Source organism: Stenotrophomonas sp. STEN038 (genome assembly GCF_056759895.1).
Genome location: NZ_JBRRDW010000049.1, coordinates 18479 through 33301, shown reverse-complemented (window position 1 = coordinate 33301; position 14823 = coordinate 18479). Strand labels below are relative to the sequence as shown.

Genomic DNA, 14823 nt, shown 5'->3' with positions numbered 1-14823 from the left:
CCCGGGCGCCTGCCTCTCAGCGGGGGCCGCGCCCCCCGGCCCGGCGGGTCGGGTGCCCGTGCCCCCCGCCCCCGGCCCCCCCCCCCCCACTACAGGAGCAGCCAGGAGCGCACTCCTCCCCTGCGCGTTGCGCAAGGGAGGGGGCTACAACCGTGCGACTTTTTGACGCACTGCGACATCCGGTCACATCCGTTCTTAACCAATACAGGACCAGAATCGCCCCAATTAAAGAAATCGCGGAGAAGCGCCCGTGGAAGCGCTGCTGTTGTCCCGGATCCAATTCGGATTCGTCGTCAGTTTTCATGTGCTGTTCCCGGCCTTCACCATCGGTACGGCCAGCTGGCTGGCCTTTGTTGAATGGCGTTGGCTGCGTACCCGCAATCCTGTCTGGCGCGAGCTGTTTTTCTTCTGGCAGAAGATCTTCGCCGTGTCCTTCGGCATGGGCGTGGTCAGCGGCATCGTCATGGCGTTCCAGTTCGGTACCAACTGGCCGCGACTGAGCGAAGTGGCCGGCACGGTGATCGGTCCGCTGCTGACCTACGAGGTACTGACTGCGTTCTTCCTCGAAGCCAGTTTCCTCGGCGTGATGTTGTTCGGCTGGGAGAAAGTCTCGCCGCGCCTGCACTTCTTCTCCACCTGCATGGTGGCGCTGGGCACGTTGTTCTCCACCTTCTGGATCCTGTCTTCCAACAGCTGGCTGCATACCCCGGCCGGCTACACGCTGGTCGATGGCATCGTGCATCCGCAGGACTGGTGGCAGATTGTTTTCAATCCGTCATTCCCGTATCGCCTGGCGCATATGGCGTTGGGTTCGTTCATCACCACGTGTTTTGTCATCGGTGGTGTCGGTGCCTGGTATCTGCGCCGTGGCGTGCATGTGGAAGCGGGCCGCAAGATGCTGGTTGCCGCCGTCGCGTTCGCCGCGCTGACGGTACCGATGCAGATCTTCGTCGGCGACATGCATGGTTTGAACACGCTGGAACACCAGCCGATGAAGATCGCGGCGATGGAAGCGCACTGGCATGAAAGCAAGCCCGGTGAAGGCGTGCCGCTGGTGGTGTTCGCGGTGCCGAATGAAAAGGAAGAGCGCAACGATTACGAGATCGCCATCCCCAAGCTCGGCAGTGTGATCCTGACCCACAGCACGGATGGCACCTTCGCGCCGCTGACCTCGGTGCCGGCCAGCGAACGGCCGCCGGTAGTGCCGGTGTTCTACGCATTCCGCATCATGGTCGGGATCGGTTCGTTGATGCTGGTGCTGGCCTGGATTTCGGCCTTCCAGCTGTGGCGTGGGCGTCTGCTGCAGTCGACCTGGTTGCTGCGCGGCTGGAACTGGATGCTGCCCAGCGGCTTCATCGCGCTGGTGGCCGGTTGGTTCGTCACCGAGATGGGTCGGCAACCGTGGGTGGTCTACGGTGTGCTGCGTACCGCCGATGCAGTCGGCACGCAGAGCGTGTGGATGACGGTGCTGTCACTTGCCATCTATGTGATCGGCTATCTGTTCGTCTTCGGCTGGGGCATCTGGTACCTGGTCAAGATCATGCGCAGTGGGCCCAAGCCCCATGATCTGCCACCGCGCGATGACGGCATGCATACCCCGGCGCGGCCGCTGTCCGGCGTCAACGAACCACTGGAGGAGCGCTGACATGGAGATGACAACCTGGCTGCCAGTGGCATGGTTCGCGGTGATTGGCTTCGGCGTGCTGATGTACGTGGTGCTGGATGGCTTCGTGCTCGGCATCGGCATCCTGGCGCCGTTCGCCGAGGATGAGCAGCAGCTCGACGTGATGATGAATACCGCCGCGCCGATCTGGGACGGCAATGAAACCTGGCTGGTGCTTGGTGGTGCCGGCCTGATGGCGGCGTTCCCCAAGGCCTATGCGGTGCTGCTGTCGGGCCTGTACCTGCCGGTGCTGCTGCTGGTGATGGGCCTGGTATTCCGCGGCGTGGCGTTCGAATTCCGCTTCAAGGCACACCGCTCGCGCGCGCTGTGGAGTGTGTCGTTCGCGCTGGGCTCGTTGCTGGCGGCGTTCGCGCAGGGCGTGATTCTGGGTGCGCTGGTGCAGGGCCTGCCGATGCAGGACGGGCATTACAGTGGCGGCGCGTTTGGTTGGTTCAGCCCGTTCTCGATGCTGACCGGCGTGGCGGTGGTCACCGGCTATGCACTGCTCGGCAGCACCTGGTTGATCCTCAAGACCGAAGGCCGTGAACAGGCCTTGGCGCGCTCGCTGACGCGGCCGCTGATGGTGGCGGTGATCGTGTTCATGGGCCTGGTCAGCACCTGGCTGCCGTTCCTGCAGTCGCGGGTGATGGAGCGCTGGTTCAGTGACGGCAACTTCTGGTGGCTGTCGCCGGTGCCGCTGCTGACCCTCGCCGTGGCGGTGGCGCTGTGGCGCAGCGCCATGCATCCACGGCGCGATCTGCCGCCGTTCCTGCTGACCCTGGCGCTGTTCGTGCTCGGCTTCGTCGGCCTGGTGCTGGGCATGTGGCCCTACCTGCTGCCGCCGCACCTGACCCTGTGGCAGGCTGCCGCGCCAGCATCGTCGCTGGGCTTCAGCATGGTCGGGCTGGTGCTGCTGCTGCCGGTGATCCTCGGCTATACGGTGTGGTCGTACCGGGTGTTCCGCGGCAAGGTGACGGCCGAAACCGGCTATCACTGAGTCTGCATGGACCTGGCCCGGCCGCTGTGCCGGGCCGGGCGTAGTGGGGCGCTTCTCAGCCGTGCAGGCCTTCGATTTCCACCAGCAGTTCGGCCCGGCAGACTTCGCCGTGCAGCACGATGAAGCTGGATTCGGCCAGGCCGCGCTGCTGCAGGTGCAGGCTCACCTCGGCCGCGTCCTGCGGATTGCGCACGTATACCTTGAGCAGCGATTGCTCGCCCAGGTGGGCAGGGAGCGCTGGCCGCTGTTGGCGCGCACGATCGATCAGGCTCTGCAGGTTGGTCAGGGTTTCGTCCAGCTGCATTGCCACCGAGCCATGGTGTTGCGAGCGGTGGCCGACGATGGCGGCGGTGCCTGATTGCAGCAGCGGCAGACCGGTCGTAAGTGGTGGCAGCATCGCGCGTGCAAAGCTGGGTGACTGCGGGCCGTATTGGCGCGGATAGGCATAGGCGCTGACCTGACGCGGGTTTTCCAGCGGCGTGCCTGGCTGGCGAGCGGACAGGCAATACACCTGCACCCGACGGCGGCCGTCAAAACAGCCGATGCAGGTGGCGGCGGGCATTGCTGCGTCATTCACCACCTGCAGGCCGCGCACGCGGCCCAGGCAGAAGCGTCGGTAGCGCTCGTTGTCGTCATCGCCCTCGGTGATGGCGTCGAGGTAGTTCCAGGTCCGCAGCAGCGATGGATAGTCACTGTGCGACAGGAATTCACTCAGTGCGGCATAGGCCGTGGCCGTCGCGGCCTCGATATCGCCGTCGACTTCGGCGACCTCGATGGACGTGAACAGCAGTTCGGCGTTGCGTGACCATTGCACCGCGCCGCTGCGGCCGTGTTCAGCGGCGCTATCGCCTTGCCAGACTTCGATCCGGTCAGTGCCCTGGATGGCCAATGGCACCCGCAGCCAATGCGGCGCGTCGTGCGGTGCCGACCCGGAGGTGAATCCGAATACGGCCAGGGTATTGGGCTCGGCCAGTGCTGCCGCGGCTTGTTGGGCGGGTAGATAGCTGGCGCGGAACGCTGAATGCGGAGTGCCGGTCTGGGCAGCGGTAGCCTGCTGCATGAAGAGGTTGCTGTTGCCCATACCGTGAATCTGCTGCCAATGGCCGGGTCTCATGATAGCTTGCCACGCTTCACGGTCCCAGCAGATACCGTTTTTGCGGGTGTCGCGGCGTATTCGGGGGAATGCGTCGCTCAGTCAAGCTGGGCTTCATGCGGCATGTAGTTGGATTGCAGTGGTGGCAATGATCGAATTTTCAGTGGCCGGTTGGTCGGCGTGGGCGCCGGACCTGACTACGGCGGAGCAATGGCGGGCCTGGGCTGAGCAGCCCTGGCTGCCGCAGGGGGACGCTGCGCCGGCGTTGCTGGAGGTGCCGGCGATGCAGCGGCGGCGTATCGAGCGGCTCGGCCGGATGGCGATCCAGGCGGCTTGCTGGTGTGAGCAGGCCGAGGATGAATCCGACATTCCGCTGGTGTTCGCCTCCCGCCACGGCGATGTGGCGCGTTCGCTGGCCTTGCTGCAGTCGCTGGTGGGGCAGGAGCCGATGTCGCCAACCGCGTTTGGTCTGTCGGTGCATAACGCGGTGGCTGCGCTGTACTCGATCATGCGCGGCAGTCGCAGCAATTATCTGGCGCTTGCAGCCGGGGCGGCAACGGTGGAGGCGGCCTGCGTGGAGGCTTATGGCCTGCTGGCCGACGGTGCGCCCGAAGTGCGGGTGATCGTTTACGAGGCACCGTTGCCGGCCCTTTTTGCGGGGTTTGCGGATGAGCCCGATGCCGGCTTCGCCTGGTGTTGGCGGCTGCGTCGGGCAGATCAGCCCGGCACCCGGCTTGGCTTGACCTGGCGGGCTACACAGGCCGCCCCCGCCAGGCCATTTTTACCGCGTGCTTTAGCTGCACATAAATTCCTGTTATCGGGAGATGTCTGCATGATCAATGCCGTTGATGGGCAGGACTGGATCTGGACGCGGCATGGCTGAGGCAGGGACTGCTCGGCTCAATCACGCCTGGCGGGTGATTGCCACCGGGCTCAGTTTTGCTGCTTTCGGCATCGGCGGTTTGCTGCTTGGTGGCCTGGTGATGCCGGCGTTGCTGCTGATCCGCGACGAGCACCGTCGCCGTCGGATTGCCCGGCGCCTGGTGCAGCTCGGGTTTGCCGGGCATATCGGGCTGATGCGGCGGCTCGGCGTGCTGACCTATGAGATCGTCGGCGCTGAACGCCTGCAGCGGCGGGGCTTGCTGGTGCTGGCCAACCACCCGACCCTGATCGATGTGGTGTTCCTGGTATCGCTGCTGCCCAACGCCGATTGCGTGGTCAAGCGCGCAGTGGCCATCAATCCATTCATGCGCGGGCCGGTGCGTGCGGCTGGCTATATATCCAATGACGATGGCGCCGGTCTGGTAGAGGATTGCATTGCTGCGGTGCAGGCCGGCGGCAGTCTGGTGATCTTCCCGGAGGGCACCCGCAGCGTGCCCTGCCAGCCTTTGCGGCTGCAGCGCGGAGCGGCAAATATCGCGGTCAGGGGTGGGCTGGACGTCACCCCGGTGCACATCCGCTGCAGCCCGGCAACCCTTGGGAAGGGGCAGAAATGGTATCTTGTGCCGCCGCGGCGTTTCCACGTTCGGATCGAGGTGGGTGAAGATATTCAGATCCACCCGTTCCTGGTCGATACCCCCACGTCAAAGGGGGATGCTTTGGCCGCGCGTCGCCTTACCGACCACCTTACCCATTATTTCGATCTTGCTGGAGATCCGAACCGTGCAGGCACTTGAGCACGAGATCAAGGAATTGATCATTTCATCGCTGTCACTGGAAGACATCGCGCCGGAGGACATCGATTCCGCCGCGCCGCTGTTCGTCGAAGGGCTGGGCCTGGACTCCATCGATGCATTGGAGCTCGGCTTGGCGCTGCAGAAAAAGTATGGGGTCAGCCTGTCGGCTGACTCGGAAGAGACCCGCCGCCATTTTTCCAGCGTGCGCGCGCTCAGCGAGTTTGTCGCTGCCCGTCAGTCGTAACCGGGCCAGGAATTGCCATGACCAAGAGTGAATTGTTCGACCATATTGTTCGCATTCTCAACGACAGTTTTGAGATAGCGCCGGAGCGGATCAAGCCCGAGGCACGTCTGTACGAAGACCTGGATATCGACAGCATCGATGCGGTCGATCTGATCGTGCAGCTCAAGCCGTTGCTGGGCCGCAATCTGCAGCCGGAGGCCTTCAAGACCGTGCGCACCGTGCAGGACGTGGTTGACGTCGTGCATGGCCTGCTGCCCGATCAAGCCGCCGCCTGACCGGACCGGCAGAGGCCTGGCATGACGCGGTTCCGCGCGCTCGCCTTTGGTCTGTTGACGGTCGCCTATCCGTTGCTGGTGTATCTGGCGATGGGGCGCTTCGAGCCCCGCTGGATGGCGTTGCTGTTGTTTGCGCTGGCCTTGTTGCGGGCGTTGACCAGTCGCCAACCGCTGTGGATGGCGGCCGCTGCAGGTGCCGGCGTGCTGGCCTTGTTGACCACCCTGCTCAATCAGGCACTGCCATTGAAGCTCTACCCGTTGCTGGTCAACGTGGTGATGTTGCTGGTGTTTGCCACCAGCCTGCGCTTTGGGCCGCCGGTGGTGGAGCGTTTAGCAAGGTTGCAGGAGCCGGACCTGCCGCCCTTCGCGGTGGCCTATACCCGCAAGGTGACCCAGGTCTGGTGTGGTTTTTTTGTTCTCAATGGGGGCCTGGCCCTGGTAACCGCGCTTTGGGCGTCGGACCGGACCTGGGCGCTGTACAACGGATTGTTGGCGTACGTGATGATGGCTGTGTTGTTTGCAGGTGAGTGGCTGGTACGGCGGCGAGTGAAGGCCGCGCACGCCCATGTCTGAGTGGATCGCTCTGGACCGGTTGCTGCTGCAGCCGCAGCCTGCGCGTTGCGTCGGCCTGCGCGATGGCGTGGCGGTCACGCACACTGCATTCCGTCAGCAGGTAATGGCGTGGCGCGAGGCATTTGCCGCCGCGCCCGGTCGCGATTGGGCACTGTACTTCGATGAGGCGCTGCCGTTCGCGGCGGCCTTGTTTGGTGCCTGGCATGCTGGCAAGCGCGTGTTTCTGGCCGCAGACAACCTGCCGGCCAGCTTGGCCGAACTGCAGTCGCGGGTGAGTGGCTTTGCCGGTGACGTCGATCCAGTGCATGCGCCATTGGCCGCAGTGGCTGCGCCGGCCGACGTCGCATTGGAACCCCTGGATGAGCGCGCCTGCGAGCTGGTGGTGTTCACCTCCGGCAGCACCGGCGAGCCCAGTGCGATCAGCAAACGGCTGGATCAGCTTGCGCGCGAAGTAGACGCCTTGCAGGCCGCCTTTGGCGCCGAGCTGGAAGGTGCCCAGGTTCACGGCACGGTCTCGCATCAGCATATCTACGGGCTGTTGTTCCGGGTGCTGTGGCCACTGGCCGCGGGACGCGCGATCCAGCCGCGCCGTTTCTTCCATGAAGACCTGATCAAGGTGCTCGGTGCTGCTGACAGCGTGCTGGTGGCAACACCAGCGCATCTGAAACGGCTGCCCGAGCAATTGGATTGGGCCGCGCTGCACGGGCGTCTGCGTGCCGTGTTTTCCTCCGGTGGCCCGTTGCCAGCCGATGCTGCACCACAGGTGCGGCAATTGTTGGGCGTTGCGCCCACCGAGGTTTACGGCAGCAGCGAAACCGGCGGTGTCGCCTGGCGTCGCTGGCACGATGCAGCGCCGACCTGGCAACCGTTGCCGGGCGTGCAGTGGCGGATCGAAGACGGCTGTCTGATGGTGGCCTCGGCGCATCTGCCGACGACGGATTGGTGGCAGACCCAGGATCGCGTCGAAGCCTTGGCCGAGGGTCGCTTCCGCCTGCTCGGCCGTGCCGACCGCATCGTCAAGATCGAAGAACGGCGGGTATCGCTGGATGCACTGGAGCGCGCGCTGCGCGCCGACCCGCAGGTCGAGGATGTGCGGGTACTGGTACTGGCGGGTGCGCGTGAACAACTCGCTGCGGTGGTGGTGCCGACGGATGCCGCGCTGATTGCGGCTGACGATGTTGCCCGCCGCGCATTCCAGCAGCATCTGGCAACGGTATTGGCGCACAGTCATGATGCGGTGACACGTCCGCGCCGCTGGCGCCTGCTCAGTGCCTTGCCGCTCAATGCACAGGGCAAGGTCACGCACGCCGCCTTGGCCGCGCTGTTCCAGCCACTGATGCCGACGCCGCGTTGGCTCCAGCGTTCGCCCAGCAACGCTGTTGCCGAGTTGGTGTTGGACCCGGCATTGCGGGTGTTCGAAGGACACTTTCCGCAGGCGCGGATTCTGCCCGGGGTCGCCCAGCTGGATTGGGCCATCCGTTATGGTCGGCAGGTATTCGACATGCCGCCGCGCTTCGAGCGCATGGATGCGGTCAAATTCCAGCATGTAGCGCGGCCGGGACAACTGCTGTCGTTGCAGTTGGACTGGGATGCCGCGCGCGGTGTGCTGGGCTTCCGCTACAGCTCCGAGCATGGCGTGCATGCCAGCGGCAAGGTGGTATTTGCCGATGCGTGATGCACTGCAGGCCAAGGGCGCCTACGCGGCGCTGGTGGTGATTCCCGTATACGACCACGAGCAGGCGATAGCCGCGGTGGTTGCTGGCGTGCGCGCTGCTGGCCTGCCGTGCCTGCTCGTGGACGACGGTTCGCACCTGGCCTGCGCGCAGGTACTGCGTGCGCTGGCGGAGCAGGCCGACGTTGATCTGCTGCGGCTGGAACAGAACCAGGGCAAGGGCGGTGCGATGCTGGCCGGCTTTGCCGAGGCGGCGCGGCGTGGCTACAGCCACGTGGTGCAGATCGATGCGGATGGTCAGCACGACACCGGCGATCTGCCGCGCTTCGTGGCTTTGTCGCAAGCGCAACCACAGGCGGTGATCTGCGGTGTGCCGGTCTACGACGAGAGTGTGCCCAAGGCGCGTCTGTACGGGCGCTATCTCACCCATGTGTGGGTGTGGATCAATACCTTGTCGCTGCATCTGCGCGATTCGATGTGCGGCTTCCGGGTCTATCCGTTGCCGCCGGTAGTACGGCTTGCTGCCGAAGAAACCATCGGCAGGCGCATGGACTTCGACAGTGAGATCCTGGTGCGCCTGTTCTGGCGGCAGCTGCCGGTGATCCATCTGCCCACCCGCGTTACCTATCCTTCCGATGGTGTGTCGCACTTCGATGTGTGGCGCGACAACCTGCGCATCAGCCGCATGCATACGCGGCTTTTTTTCGGCATGGTGTGGCGCAGCCCGCGCCTGCTTTGGTGGCGGCTGCAGGGGGCGCGGTAATGGCCGCCAACAACACCCCGCACTGGGCCGATATCGGCGAGTCCACTTCGGTGGCAGGCGTGCTGTTCCTGTGCTGGGTGCATCGTTGGTTCGGGCGCTGGCCATTCCGAGCATGCGTTTGGCCGGTGGTGCTCTGTCACTGGCTGGGCAATGGGGTAGGCCGGCGTGCGTCGATGCAGTACCTGCAGCGGCTGCAGGCACATACCGGCGCGCTCGGGCGGGCGCCGCGTCGGCGCGACAGCCTCCGCCATTTTTTCAGCTTCGCTGATACCTTGCTCGACAAGATGCTTGGCCTGGGTGGGCGCTACCCGGCCGAGCGCATCCAGCTGCAGCGCGATCTGATGCTGGACAGGATTGCCCGTCGCGAAGGCGGCCTGCTGCTCACCGCGCATATCGGCTGCCTGGAGCTGTGCCAGGTATTGGCCGAGCAGGTGCCGGGCTTCCGCATCACCGTGCTGGTGCATACCGCGCACGCACAACGCTTCAACCGCCTGCTGCAGCGGCTGGATCCGCTCGCCCAGGTGGAGTTGATGCAGGTGACTTCGATGGGCCCGGACACCGCACTGGAACTGAGCCGCCGCGTCGCCGAAGGTGGCTTTGTCGCCATCGTCGGTGATCGCGTGCCGGTGCAGGGCGGCCGCACGGTGATGGCGGACTTCCTTGGTCACCGCGCGCCGTTCCCGATCGGTGCGTATGCACTGGCGGCGGCGCTGGGCTGCCCGGTCTACACCATGGCCTGCCTGCATCAAGGCCAGGGCTACCGCGTGGTATTCGAACATTTCAGTGATCGCATCGTGTTGCCGCGTGGCTCGCGTGATGTGGCGCTGGCCGGCCAGGCGCAGGCATTTGCCTGTTGGCTGGAGCGGCAACTCATCCAGTCCCCGATGGACTGGTTCAACTTTTTCCCCTTCTGGGACCAAGCCCCCCATGCAGAATAAGCAAGCTCCCGCGTGCCGCTTCGGCGACGCACCGTTGACCATCGAAGACGTGGTCGCACTGGCGCTGCGCAGGCGCGCCGCGCTGCTCAGTGACGAGGCCGGTTTCCGAGGGCGCATCCAGCAGGGGGCGGACTTTCTGGATCGTCTGCTGCGCGAGGACGGTGTCGTCTATGGTGTGACCACCGGCTATGGCGACTCCTGCACGGTCAATATTCCGCCGGCGCTGGTCGCTGAACTGCCGCACCATCTGTACACCTATCACGGCTGTGGCCTGGGCCGTTATCTGGACCCGGTGGAAACGCGCGCGGTCCTGGCTGCGCGGCTTGCCTCGTTGGTGCGCAGCATGTCCGGCGTCAGTCTGCCGCTGCTGGAAGGGCTGACCAGCCTGCTGCAGCACGACGTGCTGCCGATGATTCCGGCCGAAGGTTCGGTCGGCGCCAGTGGCGACCTGACCCCGCTCTCGTATGTGGCGGCGGTGCTGTGTGGTGAGCGCGAGGTGTTCTACCAGGGGCGCGTGCAGGCCGCGGCCGACGCATTGGCCGATATCGGCATGACGCCGTTGCGGCTGCGCCCCAAGGAAGGTCTGGCGATCATGAACGGCACAGCAGTGATGACCGGCCTGGCCTGCCTGGCCTGGCAGCGCGCCGACTACCTGTCGCGCCTGGCTACACGTCTGACCGCGTTCAATGTGTTGGCCAGTGACGGCAATGCGCATCACTTCGATGAAACCCTGTTTGCCGCCAAGCCGCATCCGGGGCAGATGCGCATCGCCGCGCGCCTGCGCGAGGACCTGCACAGCGAACGCCCGCCGCGCAATGCCGAGCGCCTGCAGGACCGCTACTCGTTGCGTTGCGCACCGCACGTGATCGGCGTGCTGGAAGACACGCTGCCGTTCCTGCGCCAGCTGATCGAAACCGAGCTGAACAGTGCCAACGACAATCCGCTGATCGATGCCGAAGGCGAGCGCATCCTGCACGGCGGCCACTTCTACGGCGGCCACATCGCGCTGGCGATGGATACGCTGAAGAACACCGTCGCCAATCTCGCCGACCTGCTCGACCGACAGCTCGCGCTGCTGGTGGACGCACGCTACAACCACGGCCTGCCGGCGAACCTGTCTGCCGCCACTGGCCCGCGTGCGGCCATCAACCATGGCCTGAAGGCGCTGCAGATCAGCGTCTCGGCCTGGACCGCCGAAGCGCTCAAGCAGACCATGCCGGCCTCGGTGTTCTCGCGTTCCACCGAATGCCACAACCAGGACAAGGTCAGCATGGGCACCATCGCCGCACGCGACTGCCTGCGCGTGATCGAGCTGACTGAACAGGTGGTGGCGGCGATGTTGATCGCAGCGCGCCAGGGCCTGGCCCTGCGCGAAAGGGTTGGCATGAACGCGCAGCTGCATGGCAGTCTGGCCGATATGTATGGCGACCTGGGGCAGCGCATCGCCCTGGTCGAAGAAGACCGCGCGCTGGATGGCGAACTGCGGAAACTGCTGGAGGAGATCCGCGCGCAGCGTTGGGAGTTGTATGTCGACCGTTGAACTTGTGGCCGAGATCGAGCTGTCACCGGCCTTCCATGATTGCGATCCAATGCATGTGGTCTGGCACGGCAATTACTTCAAGTATTTCGAGATCGCGCGCTGTGCGTTGTTGCAACGCTACGACTACGACTACCCGCAAATGCTGGAATCCGGCTATCTGTGGCCGGTGGTGGATGCACGGGTCAAGTACATCCGTCCGCTGCTGTACCAGCAGGCCTTGCGGGTGCGTGCGCAGATCAGCGAGTGGGAGAACCGCTTGAAGATCGATTATCAGATCCATGATGCCGCTGATGGGCAACTGCTGACCCGTGCCCACACCATCCAGGTGGCGGTGGACGCTGCCAGCAAGGAAATGCTGTACCAAAGCCCGCCGGTACTGTGGGAGCGTCTGGGAGTGCCGGCACCATGATCAGGGGTCTGTCGATGTATCCACGTATTGCCTTGTGCGCATTGCTGCTGATGCTCGCGCCGATCAGCCATGCCGCCGATGCGGCGGTGGACGCGATCACCCAGTCGGTGGCGCGGCCGGATGTACTGCGTGGCCAGTTCACCCAGGACAAGCAGGTCAGCGGCTTCAAGAATCCGCTGCGCTCGCAGGGGCAGTTCGTGGTGGCGCGCCAGCACGGCGTGATCTGGACCACGCAGCGTCCGTTCCCGTCGGAAGTCGTGGTCACCGCAGATCGCATCCTCAGCCGTCAGCGTGATGGGACCAACCGGGTGGAACTGGATGCGCGTCAGCAGCCAGCAATGCGCTCGGTCAACGCGATCATGTTCGCGCTGATGAGTGGCGACGTGCAGGCCTTGTCCAGCCAGTTCAACATCAAGGCACAGCGCGAAGGCCAAGGCTGGCGGCTGCAGTTGACGCCGAAGTCGACGATGTTGGCCAAGGCCTTCCAGTCGCTGTCCTTGCAGGGTGACCGCTACGTGCGCCAGGTGGAGATCATCGAGGCCAACCAGGACCGCACCCTGATCCAGTTCAGCGCATTGACCGAGGCTCCGGCCGCGCTCAGTGCCGATGAGGCACGCCGTTTTGACTGAACCGCACGTGGCAGCATCCGAGCGCCTGCGGCGATGGTGGCATTGGCTGGGCTTGGCCTGGCTGCTGTTGCTGATTGGTCTTGGCGTACAGCAATGGCAGCTGTGGAGCACGCAATCGCGCATTGATACCGACATCCTGGCGTTGCTGCCGCAGGATGCGCACGACCGTTTATTGTCTGACGTCACCCGCCGCATCGCCGATGGCAGTGCGCGGCAGGTGGTGGTGTTGCTGGGTAGCGCGGACAGTGAAGCGACCAAGCGCGCACAGGACGCATTTGCCGGCAGCATGGCCAATGACGTCGACACCGCTTTGCTGCAGCCCAGCGGCTCGATTGAAGGCTGGTTCGAGCAGGCGCGCGACTTCTACGCGCCTTGGCGCGACCGCCTGCTCACCGCCGAGCAGCGCCAGCAATTGCAGCAGGCCGATCCCGCGGTGCTGGGCGAACAGGCATTGGCCAGCCTGTACGGGCCGATGGGCGCGCCGCGCCTGACCGAATGGCGGCAGGACCCGCTGTCGCTGTGGCCGCAATGGTGGCAGCAGCAGGCGCGCGCCTCCGGCTTGCAGCTGGGCGAAGACGGCCTGCTCGAAGCCGAAGGCCGGCATTGGGCCGTGCTGCAGTTTGAAACCCGCGACTCGGCCTTCCAGCTCGATGGCGAGCGCCATCTTGATGCACTGCTGACACGTGCCGGCGCCGCCGCACGTAGCGCAGCGCCGGATCTGGAAATCCTGCACGCCGGCGTGCCCTTGCATGCCGAGGCCGCGGCATCACAGGCCAACCGCGAGATCAACACCATTGGCTGGGGATCGTTGGCCGCGGTGTTGCTGCTGGTGTGGTTGGCGTTCCGCTCCTTGCGGCCGATCCTGCTGGTCGCCGCCTCGCTGCTGATTGGTTGCGGCGTGGCCCTGGCGGTCACCGTGCTGGTATTCGGAAAGGTGCATGTGCTGACCCTGGTGTTCGGCGCATCGCTGGTGGGCGTGGCCGAGGATTACGGCATCCACTGGTTTGCCTCGCGCCAGGCCGAGCCGGCCGAACGCCGTTGGAAGCTGCTGCGGCATCTGCTGCCTGGCCTGTGCCTGGCCTTGCTGACCAGCGCGCTGGCCTATGTGGCATTGGGGCTGGCGCCGTTCCCGGGCCTGCGGCAGATGGCGGTGTTCTCGGTGGTGGGGCTGACCGCAGCGTTCGCCACGGTGATCTTCTGGTTCCCGTATCTGGACGGTGGTCAGATCGCGCCCACCCGCTTCTCGCAATGGCTGGGTAACACGCTGGAGCGCTGGCCGCGCCTGCAGAACGGTCGGCAGATGCTGCTGGTGACGCTCGCGGTGGTGTTGCTGTCGGGCATCGGCATTGCGCGCCTGCAGACCGACGATGACCTGCGCAGCCTGCAGTCCTCGCCGCCACAGCTGATGGCCGAGCAGATCCGCCTCAGTCAGCTGCTGGGCATGCCCAGTCCGGCCCAGTTCTATCTGGTGCAGGGTGCCGACGCGGCGCAGCTGCTGCAGCGCGAAGAAGCGTTGACCGCAAAGCTGCGCGCATTGGCCGACAGTGGAAAGATCGGCGGCTACCGCGCGATCAGTGATTGGCTGCCGTCGCCGGCACGCCAGCAGGCCGACGCGGCGCTGACCGGTGCTGCCGAACCGCAGGTGCTGGCAATGGTCGCGGAGGCGGTTGGCGAGCCTTTGGCGCGGCCTGCATTCTCGTCGGTACCGTTGACCGCCGAAGCCTTCCTGGCCTCGCCGGCGTCGCAGCCGTTCCGTCACCTGTGGGTTGGCCAGTTGGGTGAGCAGGTGGCCAGCGTGGTGATGGTGGATGATCTATCGCGTGCCGATGCGCTGACCACCTTGGGCGATGCCGCCAAGGGCCTGGACGGCGTGCGCTGGGTCGATCGCACTGCCGACTTCTCACGCTTGCTTGGCCATTACCGCAAGCTGATGGGTGGCATGTTGCTGGTCGGCATCGCACTGGTATTCGGCGCGTTGCTGCTGCGCTACAAGCGCAATGCGTGGCGGGTATTCGCGCCGACCTTGTTGGCGGGCGTGTTGACCCTGGGCCTGCTGGGCCTGTTCGGGCAGCCGCTGCAGCTGTTCAACATGCTGGCGCTGATGCTGCTGCTGGGCATGGGCATCGACTACGGCATCTTCCTGGTTGAGCACCGCGGCGATGCCAGTGCATGGCTGGCGGTATGCGTGGGCGCGGCCAGTACCTGGTTGTCATTCGGTTTGCTGGGCTTGTCGGCGACGCCGGCGTTGCGTGCATTTGGTTTGACCCTGTTGTTCGGCATTGGCCTGGTCTGGCTGATCTCGCCGCTGTTCCGGCCGCCGCCGCATGCACCTGCGGCAGATTGATCTTCAA

The 14823-nt window shown here is 65.1% G+C and carries 15 protein-coding genes; 14 read left to right on the top strand and 1 reads right to left on the bottom strand.

The window, feature by feature from the left end; genetic code table 11:
* The first annotated feature begins 250 nt into the window (after positions 1 to 250).
* Both ACVOLS_RS17150 and cydB read left to right on the top strand, forming a co-directional pair.
* Entirely contained in the window at positions 251 to 1645 is a 1395-nt protein-coding gene (locus ACVOLS_RS17150; protein WP_481546631.1) for a cytochrome ubiquinol oxidase subunit I, read from the top strand.
* Between the two features lies 1 nt (position 1646).
* Positions 1647 to 2660, top strand: a complete 1014-nt coding sequence (cydB, locus tag ACVOLS_RS17145; RefSeq protein ID WP_481546630.1) for a cytochrome d ubiquinol oxidase subunit II — start codon at positions 1647 to 1649, stop codon at positions 2658 to 2660.
* Positions 2661 to 2715: 55 nt separating this feature from the next.
* Here the strand turns inward: cydB and ACVOLS_RS17140 are convergent, their stop codons facing one another.
* The gene (locus ACVOLS_RS17140) at positions 2716 to 3774 is read right to left on the bottom strand and encodes a chorismate transformation FkbO/Hyg5 family protein (RefSeq protein ID WP_481546629.1); all 1059 of its coding nucleotides are present in this window, start codon (positions 3772 to 3774) and stop codon (positions 2716 to 2718) included.
* Positions 3775 to 3901: 127 nt separating this feature from the next.
* Between ACVOLS_RS17140 and ACVOLS_RS17135 the strand changes: the two genes are divergently transcribed.
* From ACVOLS_RS17135 to ACVOLS_RS17080, 12 genes are read left to right on the top strand one after another with little or no spacing between them, the layout of a single operon-like run.
* Complete coding sequence (locus ACVOLS_RS17135) at positions 3902 to 4636, top strand: beta-ketoacyl synthase chain length factor (protein WP_481546628.1); 735 nt, start codon at positions 3902 to 3904, stop codon at positions 4634 to 4636.
* Entirely contained in the window at positions 4629 to 5429 is an 801-nt protein-coding gene (locus ACVOLS_RS17130) for a lysophospholipid acyltransferase family protein (protein ID WP_481546627.1), read from the top strand. The genes ACVOLS_RS17135 and ACVOLS_RS17130 overlap by 8 nt, the downstream gene beginning before the upstream one ends.
* Positions 5416 to 5673, top strand: coding sequence for a phosphopantetheine-binding protein (locus ACVOLS_RS17125; protein ID WP_282271712.1), 258 nt, complete (start codon positions 5416 to 5418; stop codon positions 5671 to 5673). The genes ACVOLS_RS17130 and ACVOLS_RS17125 overlap by 14 nt, the downstream gene beginning before the upstream one ends.
* Positions 5674 to 5690: 17 nt before the next feature.
* On the top strand, positions 5691 to 5948 hold the full coding sequence (locus ACVOLS_RS17120; RefSeq protein WP_282271713.1) for an acyl carrier protein: 258 nt from the start codon (positions 5691 to 5693) through the stop codon (positions 5946 to 5948).
* 21 nt (positions 5949 to 5969) lie between these two features.
* Complete coding sequence (locus ACVOLS_RS17115) at positions 5970 to 6521, top strand: COG4648 family protein (protein WP_481535799.1); 552 nt, start codon at positions 5970 to 5972, stop codon at positions 6519 to 6521.
* A complete protein-coding gene (locus ACVOLS_RS17110) occupies positions 6514 to 8196 on the top strand; it encodes an ApeI family dehydratase (RefSeq protein WP_481546626.1) in 1683 nt (560 codons plus the stop codon). The genes ACVOLS_RS17115 and ACVOLS_RS17110 overlap by 8 nt, the downstream gene beginning before the upstream one ends.
* Positions 8189 to 8956 carry a glycosyltransferase family 2 protein gene (locus ACVOLS_RS17105; RefSeq protein WP_481546625.1) on the top strand — a complete coding sequence of 256 codons (768 nt, stop codon included), beginning with the start codon at positions 8189 to 8191 and terminating at the stop codon, positions 8954 to 8956. The genes ACVOLS_RS17110 and ACVOLS_RS17105 overlap by 8 nt, the downstream gene beginning before the upstream one ends.
* Positions 8956 to 9894, top strand: a complete 939-nt coding sequence (locus tag ACVOLS_RS17100) for an LpxL/LpxP family acyltransferase (protein ID WP_481546624.1) — start codon at positions 8956 to 8958, stop codon at positions 9892 to 9894. The genes ACVOLS_RS17105 and ACVOLS_RS17100 overlap by 1 nt, the downstream gene beginning before the upstream one ends.
* Complete coding sequence (locus tag ACVOLS_RS17095) at positions 9884 to 11434, top strand: HAL/PAL/TAL family ammonia-lyase (protein WP_481546623.1); 1551 nt, start codon at positions 9884 to 9886, stop codon at positions 11432 to 11434. Before ACVOLS_RS17100 ends, ACVOLS_RS17095 begins: the two co-directional genes overlap by 11 nt.
* Positions 11421 to 11843, top strand: coding sequence for an acyl-CoA thioesterase (locus ACVOLS_RS17090; RefSeq protein ID WP_481509198.1), 423 nt, complete (start codon positions 11421 to 11423; stop codon positions 11841 to 11843). The genes ACVOLS_RS17095 and ACVOLS_RS17090 overlap by 14 nt, the downstream gene beginning before the upstream one ends.
* On the top strand, positions 11840 to 12472 hold the full coding sequence (locus ACVOLS_RS17085; protein WP_481546622.1) for an outer membrane lipoprotein carrier protein LolA: 633 nt from the start codon (positions 11840 to 11842) through the stop codon (positions 12470 to 12472). The genes ACVOLS_RS17090 and ACVOLS_RS17085 overlap by 4 nt, the downstream gene beginning before the upstream one ends.
* Positions 12450 to 14816, top strand: coding sequence for an MMPL family transporter (locus ACVOLS_RS17080; protein WP_481546621.1), 2367 nt, complete (start codon positions 12450 to 12452; stop codon positions 14814 to 14816). The genes ACVOLS_RS17085 and ACVOLS_RS17080 overlap by 23 nt, the downstream gene beginning before the upstream one ends.
* Positions 14817 to 14823 lie beyond the last annotated feature (7 nt).

What these genes read in the sequence shown, in the direction of transcription:
- cydB (WP_481546630.1), top strand. Translation starts at nt 1,647, where the DNA reads ATGGAGATGACAACCTGGCTGCCAGTGGCATGGTTCGCGGTGATTGGC.
- ACVOLS_RS17140 (WP_481546629.1), bottom strand. Translation starts at nt 3,774, where the DNA reads ATGAGACCCGGCCATTGGCAGCAGATTCACGGTATGGGCAACAGCAAC.
- ACVOLS_RS17135 (WP_481546628.1), top strand. Translation starts at nt 3,902, where the DNA reads ATGATCGAATTTTCAGTGGCCGGTTGGTCGGCGTGGGCGCCGGACCTG.
- ACVOLS_RS17130 (WP_481546627.1), top strand. Translation starts at nt 4,629, where the DNA reads ATGGCTGAGGCAGGGACTGCTCGGCTCAATCACGCCTGGCGGGTGATT.
- ACVOLS_RS17120 (WP_282271713.1), top strand. Translation starts at nt 5,691, where the DNA reads ATGACCAAGAGTGAATTGTTCGACCATATTGTTCGCATTCTCAACGAC.
- ACVOLS_RS17115 (WP_481535799.1), top strand. Translation starts at nt 5,970, where the DNA reads ATGACGCGGTTCCGCGCGCTCGCCTTTGGTCTGTTGACGGTCGCCTAT.
- ACVOLS_RS17110 (WP_481546626.1), top strand. Translation starts at nt 6,514, where the DNA reads ATGTCTGAGTGGATCGCTCTGGACCGGTTGCTGCTGCAGCCGCAGCCT.
- ACVOLS_RS17105 (WP_481546625.1), top strand. Translation starts at nt 8,189, where the DNA reads ATGCGTGATGCACTGCAGGCCAAGGGCGCCTACGCGGCGCTGGTGGTG.
- ACVOLS_RS17100 (WP_481546624.1), top strand. Translation starts at nt 8,956, where the DNA reads ATGGCCGCCAACAACACCCCGCACTGGGCCGATATCGGCGAGTCCACT.
- ACVOLS_RS17095 (WP_481546623.1), top strand. Translation starts at nt 9,884, where the DNA reads ATGCAGAATAAGCAAGCTCCCGCGTGCCGCTTCGGCGACGCACCGTTG.
- ACVOLS_RS17090 (WP_481509198.1), top strand. Translation starts at nt 11,421, where the DNA reads ATGTCGACCGTTGAACTTGTGGCCGAGATCGAGCTGTCACCGGCCTTC.
- ACVOLS_RS17085 (WP_481546622.1), top strand. Translation starts at nt 11,840, where the DNA reads ATGATCAGGGGTCTGTCGATGTATCCACGTATTGCCTTGTGCGCATTG.
- ACVOLS_RS17080 (WP_481546621.1), top strand. Translation starts at nt 12,450, where the DNA reads ATGAGGCACGCCGTTTTGACTGAACCGCACGTGGCAGCATCCGAGCGC.